This window comes from Gluconacetobacter brunescens, assembly GCF_048695475.1.
Classification (GTDB): domain Bacteria; phylum Pseudomonadota; class Alphaproteobacteria; order Acetobacterales; family Acetobacteraceae; genus Gluconacetobacter.
Genome location: NZ_JBLHEN010000001.1, coordinates 619,222 through 646,153 on the forward strand (window position 1 = coordinate 619,222; position 26,932 = coordinate 646,153).

At 67.7% G+C, this 26,932-nt stretch carries 23 protein-coding genes and 1 pseudogene; 5 read left to right on the forward strand and 19 right to left on the reverse strand.

Annotation, left to right across the window (positions count from 1 at the left end):
- The first annotated feature begins 83 nt into the window (after positions 1-83).
- Positions 84-867: pseudogene (locus ACMAUO_RS02690) on the forward strand (transposase).
- An 8-nt stretch (positions 868-875) separates the two neighbouring features.
- Here the strand turns inward: ACMAUO_RS02690 and gltX are convergent.
- Genes gltX through ACMAUO_RS02710 form a run of 4 tightly spaced genes read right to left on the reverse strand, consistent with a single transcriptional unit; the run spans position 876 to position 5,334 of the window.
- Positions 876-2,207, reverse strand: coding sequence for a glutamate--tRNA ligase (gene gltX, locus ACMAUO_RS02695; protein WP_420355447.1), 1,332 nt, complete (start codon positions 2,205-2,207; stop codon positions 876-878).
- A 60-nt stretch (positions 2,208-2,267) separates the two neighbouring features.
- On the reverse strand, positions 2,268-2,657 hold the full coding sequence (locus ACMAUO_RS02700; RefSeq protein WP_420355448.1) for a hypothetical protein: 390 nt from the start codon (positions 2,655-2,657) through the stop codon (positions 2,268-2,270).
- A gap of 56 nt (positions 2,658-2,713) precedes the next feature.
- A complete protein-coding gene (locus ACMAUO_RS02705) occupies positions 2,714-3,895 on the reverse strand; it encodes a nicotinate phosphoribosyltransferase (protein ID WP_420355449.1) in 1,182 nt (393 codons plus the stop codon).
- Between the two features lie 23 nt (positions 3,896-3,918).
- Complete coding sequence (locus tag ACMAUO_RS02710; protein ID WP_420355450.1) at positions 3,919-5,334, reverse strand: class II 3-deoxy-7-phosphoheptulonate synthase; 1,416 nt, start codon at positions 5,332-5,334, stop codon at positions 3,919-3,921.
- A gap of 409 nt (positions 5,335-5,743) precedes the next feature.
- Between ACMAUO_RS02710 and ACMAUO_RS02715 the strand changes: the two genes are divergently transcribed.
- On the forward strand, positions 5,744-6,106 hold the full coding sequence (locus ACMAUO_RS02715; RefSeq protein WP_420357183.1) for a hypothetical protein: 363 nt from the start codon (positions 5,744-5,746) through the stop codon (positions 6,104-6,106).
- Positions 6,107-6,304: 198 nt separating this feature from the next.
- Here ACMAUO_RS02715 and gorA read toward each other — a convergent pair whose 3' ends face one another.
- Positions 6,305-7,702: a glutathione-disulfide reductase gene (gene gorA / locus ACMAUO_RS02720; RefSeq protein WP_420355451.1), complete on the reverse strand. Its 1,398-nt coding sequence runs from the start codon at positions 7,700-7,702 to the stop codon at positions 6,305-6,307.
- Between the two features lie 12 nt (positions 7,703-7,714).
- Positions 7,715-8,605 (reverse strand): ferredoxin--NADP reductase, encoded by an 891-nt coding sequence (locus tag ACMAUO_RS02725; RefSeq protein ID WP_420355452.1) that lies wholly within the window; start codon positions 8,603-8,605, stop codon positions 7,715-7,717.
- A gap of 201 nt (positions 8,606-8,806) precedes the next feature.
- Between ACMAUO_RS02725 and ACMAUO_RS02730 the strand changes: the two genes are divergently transcribed.
- Positions 8,807-11,239 carry a helicase-related protein gene (locus ACMAUO_RS02730; RefSeq protein ID WP_420355453.1) on the forward strand — a complete coding sequence of 811 codons (2,433 nt, stop codon included), beginning with the start codon at positions 8,807-8,809 and terminating at the stop codon, positions 11,237-11,239.
- Positions 11,240-11,291: 52 nt separating this feature from the next.
- On the opposite strand, the gene serS is transcribed toward ACMAUO_RS02730, so the two are convergent.
- The 8 genes from serS to ACMAUO_RS02770 all read right to left on the reverse strand — a co-directional run bounded on the left by serS (position 11,292) and on the right by ACMAUO_RS02770 (position 19,719).
- Positions 11,292-12,566, reverse strand: coding sequence for a serine--tRNA ligase (serS, locus tag ACMAUO_RS02735; protein WP_420355454.1), 1,275 nt, complete (start codon positions 12,564-12,566; stop codon positions 11,292-11,294).
- On the reverse strand, positions 12,559-13,401 hold the full coding sequence (gene tatC, locus ACMAUO_RS02740) for a twin-arginine translocase subunit TatC (protein WP_420355455.1): 843 nt from the start codon (positions 13,399-13,401) through the stop codon (positions 12,559-12,561). Before tatC ends, serS begins: the two co-directional genes overlap by 8 nt.
- Positions 13,401-14,003 (reverse strand): Sec-independent protein translocase protein TatB, encoded by a 603-nt coding sequence (tatB, locus tag ACMAUO_RS02745; protein ID WP_420355456.1) that lies wholly within the window; start codon positions 14,001-14,003, stop codon positions 13,401-13,403. The genes tatC and tatB overlap by 1 nt, the downstream gene beginning before the upstream one ends.
- Positions 14,004-14,095: 92 nt before the next feature.
- Entirely contained in the window at positions 14,096-14,824 is a 729-nt protein-coding gene (scpB, locus tag ACMAUO_RS02750) for an SMC-Scp complex subunit ScpB (RefSeq protein WP_420355457.1), read from the reverse strand.
- Complete coding sequence (locus ACMAUO_RS02755; protein ID WP_420357184.1) at positions 14,821-15,639, reverse strand: segregation and condensation protein A; 819 nt, start codon at positions 15,637-15,639, stop codon at positions 14,821-14,823. The genes scpB and ACMAUO_RS02755 overlap by 4 nt, the downstream gene beginning before the upstream one ends.
- Positions 15,640-15,724: 85 nt before the next feature.
- Positions 15,725-16,669, reverse strand: a complete 945-nt coding sequence (locus tag ACMAUO_RS02760; protein WP_420355458.1) for an SPOR domain-containing protein — start codon at positions 16,667-16,669, stop codon at positions 15,725-15,727.
- A complete protein-coding gene (argS, locus tag ACMAUO_RS02765; protein ID WP_420355459.1) occupies positions 16,666-18,459 on the reverse strand; it encodes an arginine--tRNA ligase in 1,794 nt (597 codons plus the stop codon). The genes ACMAUO_RS02760 and argS overlap by 4 nt, the downstream gene beginning before the upstream one ends.
- Positions 18,460-18,537: 78 nt before the next feature.
- A complete protein-coding gene (locus ACMAUO_RS02770; protein ID WP_420355460.1) occupies positions 18,538-19,719 on the reverse strand; it encodes a deoxyguanosinetriphosphate triphosphohydrolase in 1,182 nt (393 codons plus the stop codon).
- A gap of 147 nt (positions 19,720-19,866) precedes the next feature.
- Here ACMAUO_RS02770 and ACMAUO_RS02775 point away from each other — a divergent pair, with 147 nt between their 5' ends.
- Positions 19,867-20,235: a HesB/IscA family protein gene (locus ACMAUO_RS02775; RefSeq protein WP_420357185.1), complete on the forward strand. Its 369-nt coding sequence runs from the start codon at positions 19,867-19,869 to the stop codon at positions 20,233-20,235.
- A gap of 18 nt (positions 20,236-20,253) precedes the next feature.
- Entirely contained in the window at positions 20,254-21,036 is a 783-nt protein-coding gene (locus ACMAUO_RS02780) for an exodeoxyribonuclease III (RefSeq protein ID WP_420355461.1), read from the forward strand.
- 52 nt (positions 21,037-21,088) lie between these two features.
- On the opposite strand, the gene ACMAUO_RS02785 is transcribed toward ACMAUO_RS02780, so the two are convergent.
- The 5 genes from ACMAUO_RS02785 to mtnA form a co-directional block, all read right to left on the reverse strand.
- Positions 21,089-21,430 carry a hypothetical protein gene (locus tag ACMAUO_RS02785; protein ID WP_420355462.1) on the reverse strand — a complete coding sequence of 114 codons (342 nt, stop codon included), beginning with the start codon at positions 21,428-21,430 and terminating at the stop codon, positions 21,089-21,091.
- 111 nt (positions 21,431-21,541) lie between these two features.
- The gene (locus ACMAUO_RS02790; protein ID WP_420355463.1) at positions 21,542-22,945 is read right to left on the reverse strand and encodes an amino acid permease; all 1,404 of its coding nucleotides are present in this window, start codon (positions 22,943-22,945) and stop codon (positions 21,542-21,544) included.
- Positions 22,939-23,835 carry a cell envelope integrity EipB family protein gene (locus ACMAUO_RS02795; protein ID WP_420355464.1) on the reverse strand — a complete coding sequence of 299 codons (897 nt, stop codon included), beginning with the start codon at positions 23,833-23,835 and terminating at the stop codon, positions 22,939-22,941. The genes ACMAUO_RS02790 and ACMAUO_RS02795 overlap by 7 nt, the downstream gene beginning before the upstream one ends.
- An 8-nt stretch (positions 23,836-23,843) precedes the next feature.
- Positions 23,844-25,655 (reverse strand): aspartate--tRNA ligase, encoded by a 1,812-nt coding sequence (gene aspS / locus ACMAUO_RS02800; protein ID WP_420355465.1) that lies wholly within the window; start codon positions 25,653-25,655, stop codon positions 23,844-23,846.
- Between the two features lie 129 nt (positions 25,656-25,784).
- Entirely contained in the window at positions 25,785-26,888 is a 1,104-nt protein-coding gene (gene mtnA, locus ACMAUO_RS02805; RefSeq protein WP_420355466.1) for an S-methyl-5-thioribose-1-phosphate isomerase, read from the reverse strand.
- Positions 26,889-26,932: the final 44 nt, after the last annotated feature.

Genomic DNA, 26,932 nt, shown 5'->3' on the forward strand with positions numbered 1-26,932 from the left:
AGCATTCTCCGAACTGAATGAATCGCGAGGTGTGCCAGGGTACCAGATCTGTGATTCATGATGGAGGCCGGGTGGGAGGCCGGCTGCCATGTCGAGTCCTATCGATCGATCTTCGTATTCGTGTGCTGCGGCAGTTGCTGGCGGTACCAGCGTCGTGCTGCGGCGGAGCGGTCTGTGGTCAGCTCTGCGACCGTCAGCCGATGGCGGGCGCTGGATCGGCGGCAAGGTGATGTCGCGCCTGGACCGCTGGGCGGCGACCATCGCTCCGGCCGGATCGAGGCGCAGCATGAGTGGATCCGTCGCTTTCTGGACGAAACCCCGGACATCACGACCGCGGGACTTCGCCGGACTCTGCCGGATCGAAGCCATAGTTCCGGTAACGGGTTCCTGCAGCATCTCTTTGCGCGCCATACGCTGACGTGCAAAAAAAATACCGCGCACGCGACGGAACAGGATCGACCGGATATCCTAACCCAGCGCCAGGCCTGGTTCGACGGACAAGTCGATCTCCACCCCCAGCGTCTGGCTTCATCGACAAAACCTGGGCCAAGACCAACATGGCGCCCCCCCATGCGCAGCCAGAAGGTTGCGCATGGGTGCTGGCACACCACCACCATCATCACCAACTTGGCTCAGCGCGGCATGATCGCTCCGTTCGTCATGAAACGACGTCGTCATTATGGACAACATCTCCAACCCCAAGGGCGGCACACCCGGCGCCTCATCGAATATGCCGGTGCCGAACTGCGCTTCCTGCCACCTGTACCGTCGAAACCTCTGGGACACCATCGGTGCACTCTCCACGCATTCTCGTCCGATGAGTGCACCAACGACTTCAACGCTGCAGGCTACGATCCAGGCAGGTAGGTTTCGCTTTAGCGCGCGGCGATACGCAGCCGCTCCGCCACACGTTCATGGCCCATCAGCGGCAGCAGGTCCCGCATCTCCGGCCCCTTTTCCTCACCCGTCAGGGCAACCCGCAGCGGATGGAACAGCGCCTTGCCGCTACGCCCGCTCGCGGCACGAATTTCATTGGTCCAGTTCTTCCAGGTCTCCGAATCCCACGGATCGACGGGCAGCAGGGACAGCGCCTGGAGCAGATAGTCGCCCTCCCCGTCCTGCACCGGCGGGACGATCGTGCCACCGACCACATCCCACCAGTGGCGCAGTTCCGATAGCAGGTCGACATTGCCGCGCACGGCCAGCCAGAACGCCTCGGTCGCGCCCTCCGGCAGCAGGTCGCGCATGTCGGCGAACGGCTTCTGGTGCATGACCTTGCGGTTCAGCGCCATCAACTGCCGCATGTCGAACCGCGCGGCCGAACGCGAGACACGGCGGACGTCATAGGTGGTCGCCAGTTCCTCGAAGGACAGCGGCGCCGGATCCTCCGAACTGCCCAGGCGAGCCAGATAGGACACGACAGCACCGGGGTCGATCCCGTCCTGCCGCAGGGCACGCAACGACAGCCCATCGAAGCGCTTGGACAGCTTGCCCCCCGCCTCGTCCAGCAGCAGCGGCAGGTGCGCAAAGGTAAAGCGCCCCGGCCGGGCGCCCAGCGCCTCGGCAATGTCGGTCTGCACGCCGGTATTGGTCAGATGGTCCTCGCCACGCAGAATATGCGTCACCCCGGTTTCCAGGTCGTCCACCACCGATGCCAGCGTATACAGCACCGTGCCGTCGGCCCGCACCAGCACAGGGTCGGAAATGGAGGGCAGCTTGACCTGCGAGCGGCCCATCACCAGGTCGTCCCACGCCACGATCCCGTCAGACAGGCGGAAACGCCAGTACGGCACCTTGCCGTTCGCCTCGGCCTGGGCGCGCTGCTCGGCCGTCATGCGCAGCATCGCACGGTCATAGACCGGGGGCTTGCGCATGCGGATGCGCGCCTCGCGCTTGGCGGCCAGTTCCTGCTCGCTCTCGAAGCACGGATACAGCCGGCCGCTATCCTTCAGCGTCTCGATCGCCGCCGCATAGCGGTCCAGCCGATCCGACTGGCGGAACGTCTCGTCCCAAGCGATGCCGAGCCATGTCAGGTCGGTGCGCAGCGCATCGGCATACTCCTCGCGCGAGCGCTCGCGGTCGGTATCGTCGATGCGGAGCTGGAACGTGGCGCCATGGCGGCGCGCATACAGGGCGTTGGCAATCGCCTGACGGGCGTTGCCGACATGGATCAGGCCCGTCGGGCTGGGCGCGAAGCGGAGTTTCATGCCGCCTATATGCGTCGGGCGCGCCGGAAAGACCAGCCGGAACGCCCGCCAGCCCGGCCGTTATTCGTCGATATCGTCCTCGTCATCCTCGACCAGCCGGCGCGGGTCGAGCGCCCGCCAGTCCCGCTCCATCGGCGAGGCCGGATTGGCCGTGAAATCGTCCAGTTCATTCGCCGAACGCCAGGCCTCGTCACCCGCGTCCTGGATTTCGGCATCCTCGCCGAACGTCAGCCACGATTGCAGCACCTCGCGCGGCGAGGCACCGGGAACGCGGCAACGCTCGATGCTGTCACGCACATAGGCCCGCGCAAACGCATTGGCATGGGACAGATCGACGAAACCGCCGATCTCCTCGACGATTCCCTCCTCGGCGCCACCGGACAGATCCAGGATCCGGACGCGCCAGCCCGACTCGTCCGCCGTGGAATCGGAAATAGGAGTATCGGTCAAATGCGCAATTCCCTGTGATGATGCCCGAAGGGGCATGCCCCGACGGGAGAATGGGATCAAGTGCCGACGGCAGCCCGATCGCCCGCGCGACGCAGCAGGAACTCGCGGCCGATCTTCACGCGGGGTTCGCCGTCATACGACACGATGTCGGCGGTCGCATAGGTTTCCGACCAGCGATCGGGAATGAACGAGCCGGTACCCACAACGTCGATCGGCGCATGGGCGTCGGCCATCGCCAGGCATTTTTCGACGTTGAAACCCGACGAGACGATGATCCGCACCCGGGGGAAGCCCGCTTCGTCCAGCACCTCGCGCATGCGCCAGATCGCGGCGGCCGAAACGCCGGTGCCGACCAGATTCCGCAATTCGGTCTCGGAGCGATAGCGCCGGATGGTGCCCGGCGTATTGCGCTCCAGCGCGGCGTAGGACGTCTGGGGGTCCAGCCCTTCGAGAAACCGCCCGCCATGGGTATCCAGCCGCACCGCCAGCCGTCCCGCCGCCGCCAGTTCCGGAAAGGCGCGGCAGACCGCCAGCCCGTCCGTGATCTCCCGCCCGAAATAGTCGGTCAGCACCACCAGGTCGGATTCAGGAAACGCTTCATGGAACATCTCGGCGGCGCGCAGCGTCGACCCGGCATAGCCGATCAGGGCATGGGGCATGGTGCCCAGCCCGGCCGACTGGCCGAAAAAGCCCGCCGTGGCATCGTTGGCACCGCCGACAAAGCCCAGCGCCCCCTCGTTCCGGGCCGCAAGGCTACCGACCGAGGCCGCATAGGCCATCTGTTCCTGCATCTCGAAGCCGGCACAATGCCGGGCCTCCATGGCCAGGAAGCGCACCTTCGGCAGCGCCATCGCCATCTGGTAGGCATTCAGCGCCGCCACGCAGGGCGGCCCGAGCTTCTGCAGCAGCAGCGTCTCCAGGTCGGCCAGCGCCGCGAACGAGCCGGTGATATAAACCAGCGGCTCCCCCGCCCCCACCCAGGCACCTTCGGGGAACATCACCTCATGCGTCAGGGTCATCCCCCTGGCATGAGCCACATTGTCCAGCCATTCGGTCATCAGCCGCGTCGCGGAGAGGACCGGCCGGCGAACGAACAGGGCATAGGTCACCCGCCGGTCGCCGAAGCGGGTGACGATGTCGCGTGTCCGGTTGAAATAGGCATCGGTCCGCGCCCGGATGGTCGCGTCATCCAGCGCCTGAAATGGACCGAATGCCGTAGGTGACTGGACTGCCGACATCGTCCCTCCGATGCTCTGTTCCGTTACGCGGCCTCCGTGCCCTTCTTGCCCGACCCACCACGCAGGCGCGCCGTCAGTTCCTCGGCCAGCAGGAATGCCATCTCCAGCGACTGCTCGGCATTCAGCCTCGGGTCGCAGAAGGTCTCATACCGCTCACCAAGATCGGCCTCCGTCAAGCGGTGGGCACCGCCCACGCACTCCGTCACGTTTTGCCCGGTCATCTCCACATGCACCCCGCCAGGGTGGGCGTTTTCAGCCTGGAACACGTCAAAAAACCCGCGAATCTCGCTCAAAATCGCGTCGAACGACCGGGTCTTGACCTTGTTGACGGTCGAGATGGTGTTGCCGTGCATCGGATCGCACAACCACGTGACCGTGCGCCCCGAAGCCACGACCTTGCGCAGCAGCGCCGGCAGATGCCGCGCCACGCCCTCGGCCCCCATGCGCGAGATCAGCGAGATCCGGCCCGGCTCATCCTTCGGATTCAGGATCTCCAGCAGACGCTCCAGATCCTCGATCGTCGTGGTCGGCCCCACCTTGATGCCAATCGGGTTGCGCACGCCGCGCAGGAACTCGACATGCGCGCCATCCGGCTGGCGGGTCCGGTCACCGATCCAGACGAAATGGGCCGAACAGTCGTACCATTCGCCCGTGGTGGAATCGATGCGCGTCAGCGCCTGCTCGTAAGGCAGCAGCAACGCCTCGTGCGAGGTGTAGAACTCGGTCTCGTCCAACTGGCGGCTGGTGGCACCGGTCACGCCACAGGCGGCCATGAAGGCCAGCGTCTCGTCGATCCGCTCGGCCAGCACGCCATAGCGCTTGGCCAGAGGCGAACGCTCGACGAAGCCCAGGTTCCAGCGATGCACCTCATGCAGGTTGGCATAGCCGCCGCCGGCAAACGCCCGCAGCAGGTTCATCACCCCCGCCGACTGGAAATAGCCGGTCTCCATCCGCACCGGGTCGGGAATCCGCGCCTCGGGCGTGAAGGCCGCACCGTTGATGATGTCGCCGCGATAGGACGGCAGGCTCACGCCATCAATCGTCTCGCTATCCGACGAACGGGGCTTGGCGTACTGACCGGCCATGCGGCCGATCTTCACCACCGGCACCTTGGCGCCGAAGGTCAGCACCACCGACATCTGCAACAGCACGCGGAACGTGTCGCGGACGATATCGGCGGTAAACTCGCTGAAGCTCTCGGCGCACGCGCCGCCCTGCAACACAAAGGCCTTGCCCTGCGACGCGGCGGCCAGGCTGGCCTTCAGGCGCCGCGCCTCCCCAGCGAAGACCAGCGGCGGATATCGGCGCAGCCGGTCCTCGACCGCCTGCAGGGCGGTCGCGTCGGGATAGGCGGGAACCTGACGGATGGGAAACGACCGCCAGCTTTCCGGCGTCCAGGCCTGCCGGGAAGATTTGTCGTGGCTGTGCGTCGCACTCATGGTCGGTTCCTAAAATTCCTCTGATCGTCCGGTCGCGACATCCCAGCGATGCGCGCCGCCATCTTCCCCAGCCCGAGCCCCGATGGCCGGCCTTGCAAAGGGGGAGCCTTTATGTCGAAAATCGCCTCTCAACGCAAAGAGGATCGTCGCCGCGCAGGCACCGGGCGATATATTCGTACGCCCGCATGGCCGATGCATCGCTTTCCCTGCCTGCCAGCCATGTTTTTCGGGCGTGCAACGATCCGCCGCAATCGGCTAGACCCGGCTGATACAGGGACAGTCCGACATCATATGCCAGTGACGGCCCCGTCAGGCCCCGGCATCCAGCCCGCAAGGCGGTACGGGGGGTCTTAACGGGCCACGGCGCACATGACATGCTGTGTCCCATATAAAAATGGAAGGATTCCCCATGCCGGCCACATTCCACACCAGCCTGCTTCCGCTTCTGGCCGGCTTCTGCCTGCTTGCCATCCCCGCGCTCGCCGCTCCCGGCGACACGCAGCAGCAAACTCCGCAGGAGGAAGGGGTCGAGGCCCAGCACGGCGAAGACATGACCGTCAAAGGCCGCCGCAGCCTGCCGCCCGGCTATCAGGACGCCCCGTCGATGGAGATGACCCACGGCCCCGACCCGGACCACGAGGCCAACGTGCATCGTGACTCGGTCACCGGCACCGACCTGTCACGCTTCGGCAGCGCCTATCAGAGCAGCGGCCCCTACGGCCAGGGCCAGCTCGGCGACGCCACCGGCAATGGCTGGGTCACCCCGCACTAAGAAGCAATTTGCAAAGTCGCCCTGCCGACGATCCGTCGCGCGTTTCCTGCGCTTCGGTGCTCACGGCCATCAAGGCCGCTCCGCTCCGATGCTCGGAAACCCACGCCGGGCGCGCCGCTTTGCGGCAATCTCGCTCGGCAGGGCGACTTTTCAAACAGCCTCTTACGCATCATCCGCGAAAACACGCGCCATTGTATTTCAGTCGCTGGAACGCTCCGTGACCCGCGTGCGGGTGCGCATGGTCACGAATTCCTCGGCCGAGGTCGGATGGATACCCACCGTGCGGTCGAAATCCTGCTTGGTCAGCCCCGCCGTCACGGCAATGGCCAGCCCCTGCATCATCTCCGGCGCGTCGTCGCCCAGCATGTGCGCGCCGACGACCTTCTGGCTCGCCTGATCCACCACAAGCTTCATCACCGTCTTGCGCGTGCGACCGCTGAGCGTGTGGCGCATCGGCGTAAAGCGCGCCAGATAGATATCGACATTGCCGTCGCGCGCGGCCTCGCTCTCGGTCAGGCCGACACTGGCCAGCGGCGGCGAGAAGAACACGGCCTTGGGCGTCGTCTCCAGCGACCATTCGCGCGGGTGCCCGTGGCCGAACAGACGGTCGGCCAGACTATGGCCCTCGGCAATGGCAACCGGCGTCAGGTTCAGCCGGTTCGTCACGTCGCCGATGGCGAAGATGCCCGGCACGTTCGTCTCGCCCACGGCATCGACGACGATCCGCCCGCCGGCCGTCACCGACACACCGGCATGGTTCAGGCCCAGCGCACCCACATTCGGGTTGCGCCCGGTAGCGAAGAACACGCAATCGGCCTCGATCTTCGCGCCGTCATCCAGTTCGACCGTGTAGTGGCGGCCATGGGCCCGGATCGCCACCGGCGACCGCCCCGCATGCTGCCGGATGCCCCTGCCCGCGATCGCCTCGTGCAGCGCCGTACGCAGGTCATGGTCAAACCCACGCAGCGGCAGATGCTGGCGATAGACCAGATCGACCTCCGACCCAAGCCCCTGGAAGATGCCGGCGAACTCCACGCCGATATAACCGCCACCGACCATGCACACCCGTTTCGGCCGCGCTTCGAGATGAAACGCCTGGTCCGAGGAGATCGCATGCTCGATCCCCGGAATAGCGGGCAGGTCCGGCCGTGACCCGGTAGCGATCACGATCCGCGCCGCCGTCACGCGCCGCACCGGCGCGTCGGGTGCCAGCTCGCCGGGCCCGATCACGATGGTATGCGCATCCTCGAACCGGGCAGTGCCGGTAAACAGCCTCACCCCGGATTTTTCCAGCATCGAGACATAGATGCCGTTCAGGCGCGCAATCTCATGGTCCTTGGCGGCAATCAGGGCCGCCCAGTCATGATGGCCGGAGGGGAAATCCCAGCCGAACCCATGGCTGTCACGGGCCAGGTCGCCATATTCGGCGGCCTGGACCATCAGCTTCTTGGGCACGCATCCCAGATTGACGCAGGTGCCACCCCAATGCCGGTTTTCGGCGACGGCCACGCGGGCACCATGCGAGGCCGCGATGCGCGCGCAGCGCACCCCGCCCGACCCCGCACCGATGACGAACAGGTCGAAATCATACGTCATGTCGGGTTCCGATCAGCGTTCGGCGAACGCCTTTTCGACCACATAGGCACCGGGCTTCGAGTTGTTGCCCTCGTCGAAACCGCGAGATTCCAGCAGCGCCTCGGTATCGGCCAGCATCTCGGGCGAACCGCAGATCATCACGCGGTCATGCTCGGGGTCCAGTTCCGGGATGTTCAGGTCGGTGAAGATCTTGCCGGACTCGATCAGCTTGGTGATGCGGTCGGTCACCGCGAACGCCTCGCGCGTCACCGCCGGATAGTACAGCAGCTTGCCCGACACATCCTCGCCCAGGAACTCGTGCTGCGGCAGTTCGTGGCGGATATGGTTGGCATAGGCCAGTTCGCCCGAGATCCGCACCGTATGGCTCAGGATCACCTTGTCGAACCGCTCATAGACCGCCGGGTCCTTGATCAGGCTCATGAACGGCGCCAGCCCGGTGCCCGTGGAGAGGAAATACAGGTTGCGGCCGGGGCGCAGATTGTCCAGCAGCAGCGTGCCGGTGGGCTTGCGGCCGATCAGCACCTTGTCGCCCGGCTTGACGTGCCGCAGGCGCGAGGTCAGCGGGCCGTCGGGCACGGCGATGGACAGGAATTCGAGCTGTTCCTCGTAATTCGCGCTGGCGATCGAATAGGCGCGCAGCAGCGGCTTGCCCTCGACCTCGATGCCGATCATCGCGAACTGCCCGTTCTCGAACCGCAGCGCGGCATCGCGGGTGGTGGTGAAGCTGAACAGGCGATCGGTCCAGTGATGAACGGTCAGGACCGTCTCGGCGTTCAGATGGCCATAGGTCTTGGTCGGCTCGGCCAGATGATACACGCCAGCCTCACCCGGAACGGGTTCCAGACCGCTCGGCACGGCCTCCGAAGGCATGGTCCCAACAGGCATGGTCAACGTATCGGACATGAGATCAGAACTCTCCGTCATGACAGGAACTCATAGGCCACGACGCGCGGCATGCGCCCCGTTCGTGCAAGAGGGAGAGATGTTTAAGCACCCCGCGCGCCCGATGCCAGCACAAAACCGCGATCGGAGGGTTGAGACACGGGCAGATCTGCCCCACGCACAACCGTTGTGAGATGACGCGCGATGGCGCACAAACCGGATATGACATCCAATTCCCCCGCCGTCAGCGCCGTCGCCGCCGCCATCGCCGAAACCGGCCTGACGGTCGAAACCCGCGAACTGCCCAAGCTGGAACGCACGATCGCCCGCGCCCTGACACCGGGGCAGGACCGCGTCGACGATGCAACTTTCCGCGCGGCGCTGTGTACCGTACGCCGCAAGCCGTGGGGCTCGCGCCTGATGGACCTCACCCGCCGCGCGGGCCAGGTCTGGGTCACGCGCGCCGATACCGAAGCCGCCGCCGCCACGATCGACGACCCGGAACCCGATGACGCCCGGCTGCTCGATGCGCTCTCGGTCATCATCCGCGCCCGCCTGCGCGCCAGCGCCCCCACGCCAGAGGCGGCGGTGGAAACCATCCGTGCCGACCTGTTCGACGGCACCGGCCGTATCCTGACGCCCACCGAGACCGAAACCCTGTCCCGCGCGGTGGCCGAAGCCTTCGCGCTCGACCCGCGATCGGGCTTCGTCGAGGGCATGCGCCGCGACGCCGACATCAGGCGGCAGGAACAGGAGGCCATCGAACAGGCCGCCCGCGCCCGCCGCACCGAGGAAGAACGCCGGCTGCAGGAATGGGAAACCAGCCTGGTCGGCTTCTCCGAGGTGCCGCGCCTGCTGCGGTGCTCGGGCAAGGAAGCCCTGCGCTGGATTGCCGAGAACCGCCTGCCCGTGGCCCGCCGCGTGCCGCAGCCGGACGGCACCGAACACTGGGAATTCGATCCCAGGGAACTGGTGGCCCTGCGCAAGCACCTGCCGGAATGGCGCGGCGGCGCCCCCACCACCCCTGCCCTCGTTCCCGACGCCGGCACCCGCAAGGTCGGCAACGCCGTCATCGCCCGCGTCGCGGCGCTGGACCGCTACGCCGCGCATTTCAAGACCGCCCGGGCCCTGAAGCGCCGGATCACCCTGGTCACCGGCCCGACCAACAGCGGCAAGTCCCACACTGCGCTGGAAGCCCTGGCGCGCGCCGAAAGCGGCATGGCGCTGGCCCCCCTGCGCCTGCTGGCCCATGAATTCCGCGAGGCCCTGACCGCACGCGGCGTCCCCACATCGCTGGCAACGGGCGAAGAGCGGATCGACGTCCCCGGCAGCCGCCACCTCGCCGCCACGGTCGAGATGTGCCCGCTGCACAACCCCGTCGATGTCGCGATCATCGACGAAGCCCAGATGCTGTCCGACCCCGATCGCGGCGCGGCCTGGACGGCGGCGATCATGGGCGCGCCGGCACGGCATCTCTATGTACTGGGCGCCCCTGACTGCGTGCCGATGGTCCGCCGCATCGCCGAACTCTGCGGCGATCCGCTGGACGAGGTACGGCTGGAGCGCAAGGGCCCGCTGGTCACCGCCAGCGAGGCGGTCCAGATCAAGGACCTCAAGCCCCATGACGCGCTGATCGCCTTCTCGCGGCGCGAGGTGCTGGACCTGCGCGCGCTGCTGGTGGCGCGCGGCCGCAAGGTCGCCGTGGTCTATGGCGCACTCAGCCCCGAGGTCCGCCGGGCCGAGGCCCAGCGCTTCAATGACGGCGCGGCCGATATCCTGATCGCCACCGACGCCATCGGCATGGGCCTGAACCTGACGATCCGCCGCGTGATCTTCACCGCCCTGCGCAAGTTCGACGGCACCCAGACCCGCGACCTGAACGCGCAGGAAGTCAAGCAGATCGGCGGCCGCGCCGGCCGCTACGGCAAGCACGAACAGGGCATCGTGGCGGTGCTGGCCGGCGCCGGCAGTGCCGCGTTCGTGCGCACCATGCTCGCCGCCCCCCCGGCCGAACCCACCGACCTGCGCCCGCAGGTCCAGCCCGATTCCGACATCATCCAGGCGGTGGCGGCCGAGATTGGCTCGGAGAGCCTGTTCGGCGTGCTGTCACGCATCCGCCGCGCCGTGTTGCGCCATGACGACCCGAACTACCGGCTTGCGAACATGGAACAGGCCTTCGCCATCGCCACCGCGCTGGAAGGCGTCACCGGCCTGACGCTGGCCCAGCGCTGGGTCTATGCGATGTGCCCGGTGGACGACCGCGACAATGGCATCCAGCGCCTGGTCCAGTGGGCGGCCGACCACGCCGCCGGCCGCCCGGTCATCCCCCCCGGCACCGGCCGCCTCCCCCCCGCCGAGCGCGCGGATCGCGTCGAACTGGAACGCGCGGAAAAACGCCACAAGCGCCTGGTCGCCTGGCGCTGGCTGGCGCTGCGCTTCCCCGACGCCTACCGCGCGAGCGAAGACGCCGAGGACGCCACCGCCCGCCTGAACGACTGGATCGAGGACGTGCTGCGCCAGCAGAGCAGCCGCGCCCGCGCGGACGAAACCGACCGGCCGGCCCACAAACGCCCCGGTTCCCATAAACCGGGCAAGAGCTTCGGCAAGGGCCCGGCCGCCCATGGACACAAGCCCCGATCCTCCGCCCGCACCTGAGACGACAAAGGCGCGCCGAATTGCCACCGGCGCGCCTGTCCCGTTGGATATTTCAGTCCACGTCTATGACGGCGAGCCCGCCCATATATGGCCGCAGAACCTCCGGCACCGTGATGCTGCCATCCTCGTTCTGGTAGTTCTCCATCACCGCGATCAGCGTACGCCCCACCGCCAGGCCCGAGCCGTTGAGCGTATGGACAAACTCCGGCGCTGCACCCTCGGCGGGCCGGAAGCGCGCATTCATCCGCCGCGCCTGGAAATCCCGCGTGGTGGAGCACGAGGAAATCTCGCGCCACGCATCCTGCCCCGGCAGCCATGCTTCCAGGTCGAACGTCTTCGCCGCGCCAAATCCGGTATCGCCGGCACACAGCAGCATCCGGCGATAGGGAATGCCCAGCCGCTCCAGCACCGTCTCGGCGCATCTTGTCATGCGTTCCAGTTCCGCATCGCTGTCTTCCGGCCGGGTGACCGACACCATCTCGACCTTCTGGAACTGGTGCTGGCGCAGCATCCCCCGCGTATCGCGCCCCGAGGCCCCGGCCTCGCTGCGGAAGCAGGAAGACAGCGCGACCATCCGGCGCGGCAAAATGGCCCCCGGCAGAATGTCCCCCGCCACGCTGGCCGTCAGCGGCACCTCGGCCGTCGGCACCAGCCAGCGCCCATCCTCGGTGCGGAAGGACTGGTCGGCGAATTTCGGCAGCTTGTCGGTGCCGAACATCGCGGCCTCGTTGACCAGCACCGGCACCGCCGTTTCGGTATAGCCATGCTCCTGCACATGCAGGTCGAGCATGAACTGCCCCAGCGCGCGCTCCATCCGCGCCAGCGCCCCCCGCAGCACCACGAAGCGCGCGCCCGACAGCTTGGACGCGGTTTCGAAATCCATCATGCCCAGCGCCTCGCCCAACGCGAAATGCTCGCGCGGGGCAAAGGCGAAATTCCGCCGCTCGCCAACCTGATGCACGACCACATTCGCGGTCTCGTCGGCACCATCGGGCACACCGTCATCCAGCCGGTTGGGCAGCGTCACCAGCAGGTCGCGAATTTCCGCGTCCCGGTCCCGGACCACGGCCTCAAGCCGCTCGATCTCCTCGCGCAGCGCGACAGCCTCTTCCTCCAGGGCTGCGCTGTCGGCACCCGTGCGGCGCAGGGTTCCGATCTCCTTCGACAGCGTCTTGCGCCGGGCCTGGCGATCCTGCAACGCGGTCACGGCCGCGCGCCGGTCCTCGTCCAGCCGCACCACATGTTCGGCGACGGGGGCCTCGCCCCGGCGCGTCAGGGATGCGTCAAAAGCAGCCGGATCAGCGCGGAGCGCGCGAAGGTCATGCATCGGGATTCTCCTGGTCCGGATCCTCGGGGCGCTTGGGCTGGACCATGCGCGCGCAGATGATGGAAATTTCGTACAACCCGATCAGCGGCACCGCCAGACCGGTCTGGGTGATGATGTCCGGCGGCGTCAGGATCGCCGCGATCACGAACGCGCCCACATAGGCATAGCGCCGGAAGCGCTTCAGCGTGGCGGCGGTGACGATCCCCACCCGCGCCAGCAGCGTCAGCGCCACCGGCAGTTCGAACGCCACGCCAAAGGCCATGATCAGCTTCATGACCAGCGCCAGATATTCCGACACCTTGGCCTGAAGCTGGATCTGCAACCCGTCCTGCCCGTCAGCGGTCTGGAACGAGAGGAAGAACTTCCAGGCGAAGGGAAAGACGAAATAATAGGCCAGCGCGGCCCCCATCAGGAACATGATCGGGGTGGCGACCAGAAACGGCAGGAAAGCCCGCTTCTCGCTGCGATACAGGCCCGGCGCCACGAACATCCAGGCCTGCATGGCCACGATCGGGAAGGAAAGGAACCCCGCCCCGAAGATCGCCACCTTGATGTAGGTAAAGAAGGCTTCGTACAGCGCCGTGTAGATCAGATGCGGCTGCTCGCCCTGCGCGCGCATCACGTCACCCAGCGGCTGGGCGAGAAACAGGTAGATCCGCGCCGAGAAATGGTAGCACAGCAGGAAACACAGGCTGAACGCCACCGCCGACCAGATCAGGCGGCGCCGCAGTTCGACCAGATGCTCCAGCAGCGGCATGGGCTGGTCGTGAATCGGATCGGCATGGCCCCGATTGTCGTCGTTCAGATCCGTCTCTCCCGGCTTGGACTCGTCCATTACGTCGGCTCTCCCGCAGGCGCCGTCCGCGCCGCGCCGGGCACGTCCACCGGCACGCGCCGCGCCCCATGGATTACCCGCACCGGCGGCAGGAAAGCGGGCGGACGCAGCCGCGCCCGATCGGCCGCCAGCCGCCGCGCCACGGCGGGCGGCAGCAGGGCCGGCGCGGGACCATCATCGACGAGCGGGGGAAAGGCCGCATCGTCCCGAGGCTGCGCCGGCGGCATATAGCCATAGCGATGCTGCCCGTCCGGATCGTAATCGGGCGCTGCGGTCGGCGGCGGGACCAGCGGCGTCGCGGGGCGCGTATCCAGCGGCGATTCGTTGAAGGTGCGCTGAAGCGTGCCGTCATCGTCGATCGCCCGCATGATCTGGTTGCGGACATTGAAGCGCCGGATGCCGCCCAGCGCATCCCGCGCCTCGGTCAGGTCGGCCTCGCGCACCATCTCGTCGACATGGGTCTGGAATTCCGAGGCCATCTTGCGGGCCTTCTTGATCAGACCGGTGACGGTGCGGATCGCCACCGGCATGTCCTTGGGCCCGATCAGCAACAGGGCGACGACACCGATCAGCGCCATCTCGGACCATGCGAAATCAAACATGACCGATCCGTGGCTCAGATTTGGACATTGACCAACTCAGACGTGACATGGCGCGAACCGCGTCGAAACAGCGCGGAAAGAAAGGACACCTATCACGCCACCGGCGGGCCGGAAACCGCTTCCGTCTTCGTCTCCTCCGGGGCAGCGGCCCGCAGGGCGGGATTATCCGGCACATCCACCAGCAATTCCTCGCGCCGGGGCAGGTCGCGCAGGTCGCGCAGGCCGAAATGGCGCAGGAAATCGGCCGACGTCCCCCACAGGATCGGCCGCCCCGGAACCTCCTTGCGGCCACGCGGCACGATCAGCGAGGCCTCCAGCAGATTGTCCAGCACCTGCTGGCTGAGCGACACACCGCGAATCTCCTCGATTTCCGCGCGGGTGCAGGGCTGGTGATAGGCGATGATCGCCAGACTCTCCAGCGTGGCGCGTGGCAGCCGGCGCGGGCGCTGCAACACGCGGGTCAGGCGCGGCGCCAGATCGGCGGCGGTCCTGAACTGCCAGCCGCCGGCCACCAGAACGGGCGCCACGCCCCGGCCGTCATATCGCGCCACCACGCCTTCGATCACGGCACGCACATAGGCCGCCAGATCCTCGGCCTCGGGCGGCACCAGCCCCTGCGCCTCCAGCAGTTCGGCGATCGCGCGTTCGGACACCGGGTCCGGACTGGCGAAGATCATGGCCTCGATCAGCCGGATCGCCAGCGGCACGGCCGGCGTGCCCGAGTCCCCAGGGTTTCCTGAAGCCTCGTTTCCCACCGCCTCGGCGGCCGGTTCCTCACCGGAGGCCGGCGCGACCGGTATCTGCTGGCTGTCGTCGGTCATTCCGCCGCGTCCATCCTGTCCATGTCCGGCCCCATGCCCGGATCGTTGGCCGCCTCGCCCCCCGCATTGGGGCGCAGCATGATCCGGCCGAATTGTTCATCCTGCCGCAATTCGATCGTGCCGTTGCGCGCCAGTTCCAGTCCGGCGATCAGCGTGCCGGCCATCGCCGCGCGACGCTGCTGCATGCGTTCCTCCGCATCCTCGCCATCCATCGCCGGCCCGCCTTCCGGCAGAAAGGCCCCAAGCTCGCACCACTCCCCTCCACCGGGGATCGTGTCGGCGCCCAGCAGGCGGTGCAACCGGGCCAGCGCGTCCTGCACCGTCCAGAAATGCATCCGCCGGGGCTGATAGACCCGCTTGCGCGCCCCACGCCGCATGGCGGCCATATAGGCGCCCATCAATTGCGACAGGTCGAGCGCCAGCCCAGACCGGTCGATTTCCGTCAGGTCCTCCCGCTCGCCACGGGCAAACACGTCACGGCCCAACTGGGGGCGCGCGCCCAGCCACGCCGCCGCCTGCCCGATCCGCGCCAGTTCGACCAGCCGCGCCTGGAGCAGTTCGGCCGCCTCCTCGGCGTCCATGTCCTCGCCGTCCTCGGCCGGCAGCAGCAGGCGCGATTTCAGCCAGGCCAACCAAGCGGCCATCACCAGCCAGTCGGCCGCCAGTTCCAGCCGGATGCGGTGGGCCGATTCGACGATCGCCAGATACTGTTCGACCAGTTGCAGGATCGAAATCCGCGCCAGATCGACCTTCTGCGCCCGGGCCAGCTCCAGCAGCAGGTCCAGCGGCCCCTCGAACCCGTCCAGATGCAGCATGGGCGCGGTCAGCCCCTCGGGCAGGCCGCCCTCCTGCCCTTGCGCATGCACTCTATCGACAGGCTCGCTCGCCAATGGCCCGGCCCTAGAACCCGGCCAGGGTGCAGGCCAGCCCGTTCAGCCGCACATGCTCGCAGAACGACGTGGCCTGGGCGATGCTGGCAAACCCGCGCGTGCGCAGCCGAAAGAACACGGCGCCATTGCGCTCGGTCCGCTCGATCACCGGCGTATGGCTCCCGAACAAATCCGGATAATGCTGCGTCAGGCGTGCCCACTCCTTCTCGGCCGCCTGCTGCGAATCCAGCGCCGCGAGTTGCACGCCATAGCGCCCTCCCGCCACCGGAGCCGGCGCGGCGGGCGTCGCCGCCGGCGCCGCATTGGCGGCTGGCGGCATGGGCGCGGCAGGTTCGGCGGCCAGCGTCGTCGTCCTCGGCGGCGGCGCAGCAGCAGGGGCCGGCACGGCGGCAACCGGCGCAGGACCGGCGGCAGGCACCGGAAGCGGCGCGTCGGCCACAGGCGGGCTGGCCGGCGCCGGCGCCGATGCGGCAGCAGGCGGTGTCGCAGCCGCCGTCGCGTCAGCGGCCGACGGTGCCGGCGGCTGGCCGTATTGCTGGGCCAAACGGTCGGGGCGCGGCTGTTCCGGCCCCGGTGCCAGGCGTGCCACCGCGCCGTCATCGCCACTCGGCGCCTCGGCTCCCAGCACCTGCATGCCACCCGGATCGACCGGCCGCACCCGCACCGGGCCGGGCGGCGGCCCCAGAACCGGAATGCCCGTCTGCTGGTGCCCCAGCAGCGCCCAGCCGCCGATGCCAATCACCAGCAGGCCACCCAGCCCCGCCGCGCCATAAGCCAGGCGCCGTGTCGTGGGGTCGCTGCCCAGCAATCCGTCCAGCATGCCACCAACCCGGCGGGCCGGGCGCTTGCGCGGCGGCGGTGCTTCTTCATCGCCATAGTCGGCGCTCATGCGCTCGCGCACGCGGTTCAGGCGGTCCTCATAGGGGTCGCGGCCGGAGGGGTCGGTATCGCTCATCGCATTTCCTCAACCGGCTCAACGCCCAGAACCGCCAGCCCCGAACGGATGATCGTGGCCGTGGCCTCGACCATCGCCAGCTTCGCACGGGTGGCAACCGGATCATCCTCCTGCAGGAAGCGCAGTGTCGCATCATCGCGGCCGCGATTCCACAGCGTATGGAAATCTCCAGCCAGTTCCCCAAGATAGAAGGCGACCCGGTGCGGCTCATGCGCCTGGGCGGCACCTTCCACCGTGCGCGGCCACTGGGCGATTCGCCGCAGCAGCGCCAGTTCGGCATCCGACCCGATTCCATCGAGTTCGGCCTCGACCAGCGCCGCCGGGGCGATGGCGGTCTCACCCAGCATCTCCTGCGCCGCCCGCAGCACGGAGCGACAGCGCGCATGGGCGTACTGCACGTAGAAGACCGGATTATCGCGGGTCTGCGCCACCACCTGGTCCAGATCGAACTCCATCTGGGCATCGGCCTTGCGCGTCAGCATGGTAAAGCGCACCGCATCGCGCCCCACCTCGTCGATCAGGTCGCGCAGTGTCACAAAGGTGCCGGCCCGCTTGGACATCCGCACCGGCTGCCCATCGCGCACGATTCGCACGATCTGGCACAGCAGCACATCGAACCCGACCGCCTTGCCCCCAACCGCCAGCGCCTGCACCGCCGCCTTCATCCGGGTGACATAGCCGCCATGGTCGGCGCCCCAGACATCGATCAGCAGGTCCGCGCCACGACGCACCTTGTCGTCGTGATAGCCGATATCATTGGCGAAATAGGTGTTCGACCCGTCCGACTTGCGCAGCGGCCGGTCCACATCGTCGCCGAACGCGGTGGAGCGGAACAGCGTCTGGGGCCGGGCCTCCCAATCGTCGGGCAGCTTGCCCTTCGGCGGCTCCAGCACGCCTTCATAGAGCAGGCCCTGCGCATCCAGCCGCGCGATGGCCCGATCGGTCACGCCATCGGCCAGAATCCTGGCCTCGCTGGTGAAGACGTCATGCCGCACGCCCAGCGCGTCCAGATCCTCGCGGATCATCGCCATCATCGCGGCCACCACGAAGGGCTTGACCGTGTCCATCCAGAGTTCGGCCGCCGCCGGCTGGCCGCCGGGCCCCGCCAGACCAGTGCCGTGCTGCTCCGCCAGCGCCTGCCCGACGGGGATCAGATAATCGCCGCCATACTGGATGCCGCCGGGCACCAGTTCCGCGAACGCCTCGCGGTCCATGGTCGTGCCGATGGCTTCGAGGTACCGCCAGTAAGCCGCCCAGGCCAGGGCAATCACCTGGGCGCCGGCATCGTTGATGTAATATTCCTTGGTGACCGCATATCCGGCCTTGGCCAGCAGATTGGCCAGCGCATCGCCCACGACCGCGCCCCGGCAATGCCCCACATGCATCGGCCCGGTCGGGTTGGCCGAGACATATTCCACATTCACCCGCACGCCCTGCCCAAGCGTGGCATCGCCGTAAGATTCGCCGGCGCGCAGCACATCGCCCACCACCGCGCGCAGCACCGATTCGTCCAGCGTCAGGTTGACGAAGCCCGGCCCGGCCGGTTCCGCCCTGGCGATACCCGGCACCGCCACCAGCACCGCCGCCAGTTCGGCCGCGATCTCGGCCGGGCGGCGACGCGCCGGCTTGGCCGCCAGCAGGGCGGCGTTGGTTGCCATGTCGCCATGGGCCGGATCGCGCGTCGGGGTCAGTTCCACGCGCGCCGCCACCTCCTCCGGCAGGTCCGGAACGATCCGTCGCAGGGCATCGCGCACATGCGAGAGATAGCGAACGAACAGACTGTCGGACATGCGATACGGCTTCCCACTGAAACACCGGCGCGGGCGGATCACCCGCCCGGCGCGTATGAACGTTACTGGTCGGGCGTTTCAGCCCGCCACGGACAGATCCGTCAACCGTCGATGTTCTTCCATCGCGAATCGATCTGTCATCCCGGCTATATAATCGGCCACGATCCGCCGCGCACCCGTCGCGTCGGTCGCCCGGGCCTCCTGCCGCCAGCCGTCGGGCAGCAGGGAAATATCATTGGCCAGAATCGAGAAGATCGATTCGACCGCGATCCGCGCCTTGCGCGTCATGCGGTTGACCCGCCAGTGCCGATACATCCGCGCGTAGAGAAAGGTGCGGATCGCCCCGTTATCGCGCCCCATGGCTGGACTGTAGGCCACCACCGGCATGGCGGCGGCGCGCACGTCATCGGCCGATTGCGGGGCCAGCTCCGCCAGGTTGCGCCGCGTCTGCTCCGTCAGATCCACCGCCAGGGCGTTGATAACCCGGCGGATGGTCTCATGCCGCATCCGGTCCTGCAGATGCGTCTCCTCGGCGATATCGCCCGACATGGCGACCCCACCCGCCCGTTCCCGGACCAGCGCCAGCGCCGCGCCGACCACCGGCAGGTCCGCCAGATCCGCCAGATCCAGCAGCCCGGCGCGCATCCCGTCATCCAGGTCGTGGGCGTGATAGGCGATATCGTCGGCCATGGCGGCAATCTGGGCCTCGACCGAGGCATAGCTGGAAAGATCCAGCCCCAGCCCGTCCGCATAGCGGGCAACATAGCCGGTCGGATGATCCACCGGGCCGTTATGCTTGATCAGCCCTTCCAGCGTCTCCCAGGTCAGGTTCAGCCCGTCGAAATCAAAATAGCGGCGCTCCAGCTTGGTCACCTGGCGCAGCGTCTGGGTATTGTGGTCGAAACCGCCCCAATCCTGCATGGCCGCCGCCAGCGCGTCCTCGCCCGCATGGCCGAACGGGGTGTGGCCCAGGTCATGGGCCAGCGCGAGCGTCTCGGTCAGGTCCTCGTCCACCGACAGGCTGCGGGCGATGGAGCGCGCGATCTGCGCCACTTCCAGCGAATGGGTCAGCCGGGTGCGGAAGAAATCGCCCTGATGGTTGACAAAGACCTGCGTCTTGTATTGCAGCGTCCGGAAGCCGGCGGAATGCAGCACCCGGTCGCGGTCGCGCTGCCATGGCGAGCGGCTGGGCGATTCCGGCTCGGCATACAGGCGCCCCCGGGCGGTGGCGGTCTGGACAGCATAGGGTGCGACGCTCATATATAACCCCAATCCCGGATGGGTGGCGTACGCCCGGCCTCTAAACCGGACCACCGCCCCCTGTCGATAACCCGCCCGGCGCCGCAAGGCCAGCATGCTGGCCAGCATGCCGACCTGGGCCGCGCGACGATGGTGATCCCGATGGACATGCCACTCCCTTCTTCCTCCTCGCCCGACACGGCCTTCCGCGTCTCGCCCGAGGCCGCGACCCGGCTTCAGGACATCATCGCCGCCCAGCCGGGCGTTGACGCCGCCTCGACCGCGCTGCGCGTCAGCGTGCTGGCCGGCGGCTGCAACGGCTTTCAGTACAGCTTCGCGCTGGACGGCGAGGCCCGCCCCGACGACATCGTGGTGCCCGCCGGCAACGCCCGCGTGCGGGTCGATCCCGCCAGCATGGACCTGCTGTCGGGCGCCGAACTGCATTTCAACGATTCGCTGATGGGCGCGCATTTCACGGTGCGCAATCCCAACGCCACCTCGTCCTGCGGGTGCGGCACCAGTTTCTCGATCGACTGAGCAGGCCGCCCGTCCAAGATGAAAATCGCAAGCTGGAACGTCAATTCCATCCGCCAGCGCCAGACCCATGTGCTGGACTGGCTGGAGCGCGAGAAACCCGACCTGCTCGGCCTTCAGGAAATCAAGTGCGAGGATTCCGTCTTCCCCGCCGAAGCCTTCCGCGCCGCCGGCTACGAATCGGTGGTGGTCGGGCAGAAAAGCTATAACGGCGTCGCGATCCTCTCGCGCGTGCCCTTCACCGTCACCGCCCGTTCGCTGCCCCTGCTGGACGACGACGCCCCCCAGGCCCGCTATGTGGAAATCGAGGCCAACGGCCTGATCTTCGGCAATCTCTATTTGCCCAACGGCAATTCAGGCGGCACAGCCGGATACGAGGCCAAGCTGGCCTTCATGGAGGCACTGGCCCTGCATGCCCGCGCCCTGCTCGACGCCGGCCGGGATTTCGTGCTGGCCGGCGACTATAATGTCTGCCCGACCGACGAGGATTGCGCCCCCGGCGCCCTGCCCCCCACCGACGCCCTGGTGCGCCCGGAAACCCGCGCCGCCTTCCGCCGCCTGATCTGGCTGGGCCTGACCGACGCGCTACGCGCCCTGCACCCGCACGGCCGCTATTACACGTTCTGGGATTATCAGGCCGGCGCCTGGCCACGCGATTGCGGCCTGCGCATCGACCACGCCCTGCTCTCCCCCCGCCTGGCGGAACGCCTGCGCGACGCCCATCCGGACCGTGACGAACGCGGCCGCAACCAGCCCTCCGACCACGTACCGCTGGTCATCACGCTGGACGACGCCCAAGCCTGAAGCCGGCACCCGTCAGCCGCAACGCCGACGGGTGCCTTTTCACATCATGCCGTCAACGCCAGCCGGGCCGCACCCACACCCAGCGCGGGCCACGCTGCATCCAGCGCCCCGGTCCCCAGCCGCCACGCCGGCCGCCGCGCACATAGCGTCCCGGAACCCACACATAGCCGCCATTGTTCCAGTCCCAGCCACCACCGACCCAGACCCAGCCGGGACGCGGGCGCGGCACCATCTCGGCACGCGGCGGCGGCATGGGCGGCGGCGCCCATCCCGGCGTGACCGGGCCATAGCGATAGGCCTGTGCCTGGGCGGGGGCGGCGTCGCCCACCGTCATGGCGCCTCCGGCGATGACGCCCAGCGCCAGCAGGGCGCCCCTGACAATCTGCCTGTTCATGCGAACCAACTCCTGTTTGCACACGGGATCTTTGCGTCCCGTCAGCGGCAATATGGTCCGATCATCATGGCGTTGAAATGGCGAAATATGGCCGCATGACACCACGAGCCATCACGACGGCGCACGGCCGCGCCGGCGCGGGGTCACCGCCCCCAGCGCCACGATCAGGATCAGCGTCAGGCTACCCAGTTCGATCTGCACCCGCGTATCGGGCATCAGCATCATCGTGACCATCACCAGCAGGATGGCACCGACCGTCAGCCACGAGAGGTAGGGAAACAGCAGCATCGGAAAGGCCGGCTGCCGCCCCTCGTCACGCATCTTCCGGCGCAGGGCGATCTGGGCGAAGACCACCATCAGATAGTCGAACAGGATGATCGCCCCGGAGGCATTGAGCAGAAAGCCGAAGACCTCTCCCGGAAAGGTCGCGGCGATCACGGTCAGCACGCAGGCCACCAGGCTGCCGATGGCGATCGCCCGGCGCGGCGCCCCGCTGGGCCCGGTGCGCACCAGCGCCGCCGGCGCATCGCCATGCGCCGCCATTTCGAACAGGATGCGCGAGGTGACATACAGCGTGGAATTGAGGCACGACGCGATCGCCACCAGCACCACCACGGTCATGGCGGTTTCGGCGCCGGGAATGCCGATCCGGTGCAGCACGTCGAGAAACGGCGAATGCCCGGCCCGGATCTGGTTCCACGGAATCAGGCACAGGATCACGGCCAGCGACCCCATGTAGAACAGCATCACGCGCACCACGACGGTCCGGATCGCCTGGACGATGTTATAGCCGGGATTGTCGGTTTCCGCCGCCGCCACGGTCGCGATCTCGGCCCCCGCGAAGGTAAACAGGATCGCCGGCAACAGCGACAGCGAAGCGCCGAACCCATGGGGCATGAACCCGCCCTGATCCCACAGATGCGCGATACCGCCATGCAGCGACGACCCGATCACCCCGAACAGCGCCAGCCCGGCAATGAGCGTGAACACCCCGATCGCGGTAATCTTCATCAGGGAGAACCAGAATTCGAACTCGCCATACCCCCGCACCGACCCCATGTTGACGGCCGTCATCAAGGCAATCAGCCCCAGCGCCACCGTCAACTGGGTCACGCCCAGCATGGGGGCCACGATCAGCGCCGCCGCCTTGGCCTCCACCGAGGCCACCACCACCCAGAACAGCCAGTACGACCAGCCGGTGACAAAGGCGGCCCGATGCCCCAGCCCCCGCCGCACATGCCCCACGAACGACCCCGCCTCGGGGCAGTCGATGGCCATCTCGCCCAGCATGCGCATGACCAGAAAGACGATCAGCCCGGCCATCAGGTACGACAGCAGCACCAGCGGCCCCGCCCCCTCGATCATGACCGAGGTGTTCACGAACAGCCCGGCCCCGACCATCCCGCCAATCGCGATCATGGAAACGTGGCGGGTCCGCAACGAATGGGCCAGACCGCTCCCGTTGGCAGGGGCCGCATCCTGCGGGCTGTCTTGGGTCAGCGCGGGGTTCAGCATCGGTGGCCTTCCGGGGCTGGGGTAAATTCATGCAGCGTGCCGTGCATGCGGAAATCGCCGAAATCCATGTCCAGGTCATCGGAGACGCCATTGGCGAAATACCGCATCCCGATCTCGTAATCGGGGCGCATGTCGTGGGACGACGCGGTGTAGAATGCCACATGCACCCGCCCGGACGGCAGGCGCGCCAGCGCGGGATACTGGCTGGCCGAGGGCGGATGGTTCCACCCCAGGATCATGACATAGGTATCCTGCGCCCCATCCTCGCCAGTTCCGTCGAACAGCGCCGGCGCCAGCGATGTCTGTCCCTGTTCCCCGGCACTGATGATCGCCCTGGTATGGGCCATCGGAAACATCACCCCGGCAGGCAGATGGACCGTATGCGCGCTCGGCTCGGTATAGCGGATCTCGCCGCCCGTCGGCGTCATCGTCGCCTCGCCCATCACCCGGCTGGCCGGGTGGCCATTGGCGGTCTGCACGGTGCGGAACACCAGGCTATGGCCATCCTTGGCCTCCAGCGTCGCATAGTCCGACACCATCTCGGTCACGCCGCCCGAGCGCGACACCGTTTGCAGGCGCAATTGCTGCTGGGTCGACCACGCCGAGCAGGCATCGCTGACCGCATAGGTCATGGTCCCGCTGGCGGAAATCGTATCCCCGCCGGTCACGGCAACCAGCGTCAGGTCATAGACCGCGCGATGCGGCGCCAGCGCGATCGGCGTCTCCGCCCGGGCAGGGCTTCCCCCTCCCCACCCCAGGGCCAGGAGGAGCGCGGCCAGCAGTCCCCTGCCCGGCCGCACCGTGGCGGCGCATCGGATGCTTGATGTCATGCTGGCAGCAGAGCCCATCACGCCCTTCCGCGCAATGATGCTCCACCGGTCACGCGTCATATCCGGACTTATTCCGCCGGCTTGGTGTCTTTCCCCGCCGACGGCTTGGGGCGCGGCAGGTCGAGCGCCAGCGACAGTTCCTTCAGCCGCTCCGGCGTCACCGGCGCCGGGGCCCCCATCATCAGGTCCTCGCCCTGCTGGTTCAGCGGGAACAGGATCACCTCGCGGATGTTCGGCTCGTCGGCCAGCAGCATGACCATGCGGTCCACACCGGGCGCCGACCCGCCATGCGGCGGCGCGCCGTAGCGGAAGGCGTTCAGCATGCCGCCGAAGCGCGCCTCGACCTCGCTGGCCGGATAGCCCGCCAGTTCGAACGCCCGGATCATCACATCCGGACGATGGTTACGGATCGCGCCCGACGACAGTTCGATGCCGTTGCACACGATGTCGTACTGATAGGCCGTGATCGTCAGCGGGTCCTGACTGTTCAGCGCCTCCAGCCCGCCCTGCGGCATCGAGAACGGGTTGTGCGAGAAATCGATCTGCCCCGTTTCCTCGTTGCGCTCGTACATCGGGAAGTCGGTGATCCAGCAGAAGCGGAAGGCATTCGGCTCGATCAGGTCCAGCTCGGTCGCAATGCGCGTACGCACCTGGCCCGAGAATTTCACCACCTCGTCGCCCTTGCCCGCCGCGAAGAACACGGCATCGCCCGCCTTCAGCCCGGCCTTGGCACGGATCGCCTCCACCCGCTCGGGCTCCAGGTTCTTGGCGATCGGGCCCTTGCCGCCTTCCTCGTCGAAGATGATGTAACCCAGCCCGCCGCCCCCGGCCTCGCGCGCCCAGGCATTCAGCTTGTCGAAGAAGGTGCGCGGACGGTCGCCCGCCCCCGGTGCGGGAATCGCGCGCACCTCGCCCCCGGCGGCGACGATGCGGGCAAACAGGCCAAAGCCCGAATCGGCGAACGCTTCGGTCACGTCGCTGATCAGCAGCGGGTTGCGCAGGTCCGGCTTGTCGCTGCCATACAGCTTCATCGCCGTGGCATAGGGAATCCGCTCGAACGGCGCGGCACTGACCGTGCGCCCGCCACCAAACTCGCGGAACACGCCCTCCATCACCGGCTCCAGGGTCGCGAACACGTCTTCCTGGGTGGCGAAGGCCATCTCGAAATCGAGCTGGTAGAACTCGCCCGGCGACCGGTCGGCACGCGCCGCCTCGTCGCGGAAACACGGCGCGATCTGGAAATACCGGTCGAATCCGGCCACCATCGCAAGCTGCTTGAACTGCTGCGGCGCCTGCGGCAGGGCATAGAACTTGCCCGGATGCATGCGCGCCGGCACCAGGAAGTCGCGCGCCCCCTCGGGCGAAGACGCCGTCAGGATCGGCGTCTGGAACTCGATGAAGCCCTGCTCGGTCATGCGGCGGCGCAGGCTGGCAATCACCTGCGAGCGCAGCAGGATGTTCCGGTGCACCTTGTCGCGGCGCAGGTCGATATAGCGATAGGTCAGCCGCAGGTCTTCGGGATAGTTCTCATGCCCCGCGACCTGGAACGGCAGCACATCGGCCGCCGACTGCACATCCACCGTCTGCGCGCGCAGTTCGATATCCCCGGTCGGCAGGTTCGGGTTGCGCGTCGCGTCGTCGCGCAGCACCACCTCGCCCGTCACCGTCAGCACGCTTTCCACGCGCACGCGCTCGACCGCCTCCAGCACCGGTGAACCGGCGGGAATCACGATCTGGGTCATGCCGAAATGATCGCGCAGATCGATGAACAGCAGACCGCCATGATCGCGCTTGCTGTGCACCCAGCCGGAGAGGCGGGCGGTCTGCCCGGCGTCGCTGGCCCGAAGGGCGGCGCAGCTATGGGTACGGTAGGGATGCATGGTCCGGTCCTGTGTCACCAAGAAACAAGGGACGGAGCGCGACGCGCCCCGTTCGATCGAAGGCGGAGGAAGCCGGGCCGGGCCGCCCCTGTCAAGGGTTGCCTTCGCCCACCAGCCTCCGCGCCACGATCACGCCTCGGCGTGCTCCGGAAACAGCTCGGCCAGCCCGGCATGCGAGGCCGCGCACAGCCCGCGCTCCGTGATCAGGCCCGTCACCAGCCGCGCCGGCGTCACGTCGAAGGCCGGATTGGCCGCCCGGCTGCCCGGCGGCGTCACCTGCACGGTCTCGATCCGGCCATCGGCGGTCTGGCCAGTCACACTCGTCACCTCGGCGCCCGCACGCTCCTCGATCGGGATCTCGGCCAGCCCGTCCGTCACCCGCCAGTCGATGGTGGTCGAGGGCAGCGCAACCCAGAACGGCACGCCATTGTCATGCGCCGCCAGCGCCTTCAGATAAGTGCCGATCTTGTTGGCCACGTCGCCGCCGCGTGTCACGCGGTCGGTGCCCACGATCACCAGATCCACCGAGCCGTGCTGCATCAGATGCCCGCCGGCATTATCCACCACCACGGTATGCGGCACGCCATGGCTGCCCAGTTCCCACGCCGTCAGCGCGGCGCCCTGGTTGCGCGGCCGGGTCTCGTCCACCCACACATGCACTTTCAATCCGCTGTCATGCGCCATGTAGATCGGCGCCAGCGCGGTGCCCCAATCGACGGTGGCGATCCACCCGGCATTGCAATGGGTCAGGATATTGACCGTCGCCCCCTCGCCCCGCCGCGCCGCAATCTCCTGGATCAGGCCCAGGCCATGGCGGCCGATCGCCTCGTTCTGCGCCGCGTCCTCGTCGCAGATCCGCCCGGCCTCGTCATAGGCGGCGGCCACGCGCGCCTCGGCCGGCAGCGGGCGCAGGCGCGCCAGCATGCGGTCGATCGCCCAGCGCAGATTGATCGCCGTCGGCCGCGTCTCCGCCAGCAGGGCGGCATCACGCTCCATGGCGGCGTCGGAGGCATCGACACGCAGCGCCAGCGCCAGCCCATAGGCCGCCACCGCGCCGATCAGCGGCGCGCCGCGCACCTGCATGCTGCGGATCGCCTGCGCCACCTGGTCCCGCTCGGTCAGGCGCAGGATATCCAGCGCCCACGGCAGGCGGGTCTGGTCGAAAATATGGACCGACCAGCCATCATCCTGGTCCACCCATACGCTGCGATAAGGGACATTACCGATTTTCATGCCGCACGGTTCCAATGGCTGGGAAAAAGGCCGCGCAGGGAAGC

Excerpts from the sequence above, each read along its gene's own strand:
- gltX (WP_420355447.1), bottom strand. The coding sequence starts at position 2,207 with ATGAAACTCCGCTTCGCGCCCAGCCCGACGGGCCTGATCCATGTCGGC.
- ACMAUO_RS02710 (WP_420355450.1), bottom strand. The coding sequence starts at position 5,334 with ATGAGTGCGACGCACAGCCACGACAAATCTTCCCGGCAGGCCTGGACG.
- ACMAUO_RS02705 (WP_420355449.1), bottom strand. The coding sequence starts at position 3,895 with ATGTCGGCAGTCCAGTCACCTACGGCATTCGGTCCATTTCAGGCGCTG.
- ACMAUO_RS02795 (WP_420355464.1), bottom strand. The coding sequence starts at position 23,835 with ATGACGCGTGACCGGTGGAGCATCATTGCGCGGAAGGGCGTGATGGGC.
- aspS (WP_420355465.1), bottom strand. The coding sequence starts at position 25,655 with ATGCATCCCTACCGTACCCATAGCTGCGCCGCCCTTCGGGCCAGCGAC.
- tatB (WP_420355456.1), bottom strand. The coding sequence starts at position 14,003 with ATGTTTGATTTCGCATGGTCCGAGATGGCGCTGATCGGTGTCGTCGCC.
- ACMAUO_RS02715 (WP_420357183.1), top strand. The coding sequence starts at position 5,744 with ATGCCGGCCACATTCCACACCAGCCTGCTTCCGCTTCTGGCCGGCTTC.
- gorA (WP_420355451.1), bottom strand. The coding sequence starts at position 7,702 with ATGACGTATGATTTCGACCTGTTCGTCATCGGTGCGGGGTCGGGCGGG.
- ACMAUO_RS02760 (WP_420355458.1), bottom strand. The coding sequence starts at position 16,669 with ATGAGCGATACCGACCCCTCCGGCCGCGACCCCTATGAGGACCGCCTG.
- tatC (WP_420355455.1), bottom strand. The coding sequence starts at position 13,401 with ATGGACGAGTCCAAGCCGGGAGAGACGGATCTGAACGACGACAATCGG.
- serS (WP_420355454.1), bottom strand. The coding sequence starts at position 12,566 with ATGCATGACCTTCGCGCGCTCCGCGCTGATCCGGCTGCTTTTGACGCA.
- ACMAUO_RS02785 (WP_420355462.1), bottom strand. The coding sequence starts at position 21,430 with ATGAACAGGCAGATTGTCAGGGGCGCCCTGCTGGCGCTGGGCGTCATC.
- scpB (WP_420355457.1), bottom strand. The coding sequence starts at position 14,824 with ATGACCGACGACAGCCAGCAGATACCGGTCGCGCCGGCCTCCGGTGAG.
- ACMAUO_RS02775 (WP_420357185.1), top strand. The coding sequence starts at position 19,867 with ATGCCACTCCCTTCTTCCTCCTCGCCCGACACGGCCTTCCGCGTCTCG.
- mtnA (WP_420355466.1), bottom strand. The coding sequence starts at position 26,888 with ATGAAAATCGGTAATGTCCCTTATCGCAGCGTATGGGTGGACCAGGAT.
- ACMAUO_RS02730 (WP_420355453.1), top strand. The coding sequence starts at position 8,807 with ATGACATCCAATTCCCCCGCCGTCAGCGCCGTCGCCGCCGCCATCGCC.
- argS (WP_420355459.1), bottom strand. The coding sequence starts at position 18,459 with ATGTCCGACAGTCTGTTCGTTCGCTATCTCTCGCATGTGCGCGATGCC.
- ACMAUO_RS02725 (WP_420355452.1), bottom strand. The coding sequence starts at position 8,605 with ATGTCCGATACGTTGACCATGCCTGTTGGGACCATGCCTTCGGAGGCC.
- ACMAUO_RS02770 (WP_420355460.1), bottom strand. The coding sequence starts at position 19,719 with ATGAGCGTCGCACCCTATGCTGTCCAGACCGCCACCGCCCGGGGGCGC.
- ACMAUO_RS02790 (WP_420355463.1), bottom strand. The coding sequence starts at position 22,945 with ATGCTGAACCCCGCGCTGACCCAAGACAGCCCGCAGGATGCGGCCCCT.
- ACMAUO_RS02780 (WP_420355461.1), top strand. The coding sequence starts at position 20,254 with ATGAAAATCGCAAGCTGGAACGTCAATTCCATCCGCCAGCGCCAGACC.
- ACMAUO_RS02755 (WP_420357184.1), bottom strand. The coding sequence starts at position 15,639 with ATGCTGCATCTGGACGGGTTCGAGGGGCCGCTGGACCTGCTGCTGGAG.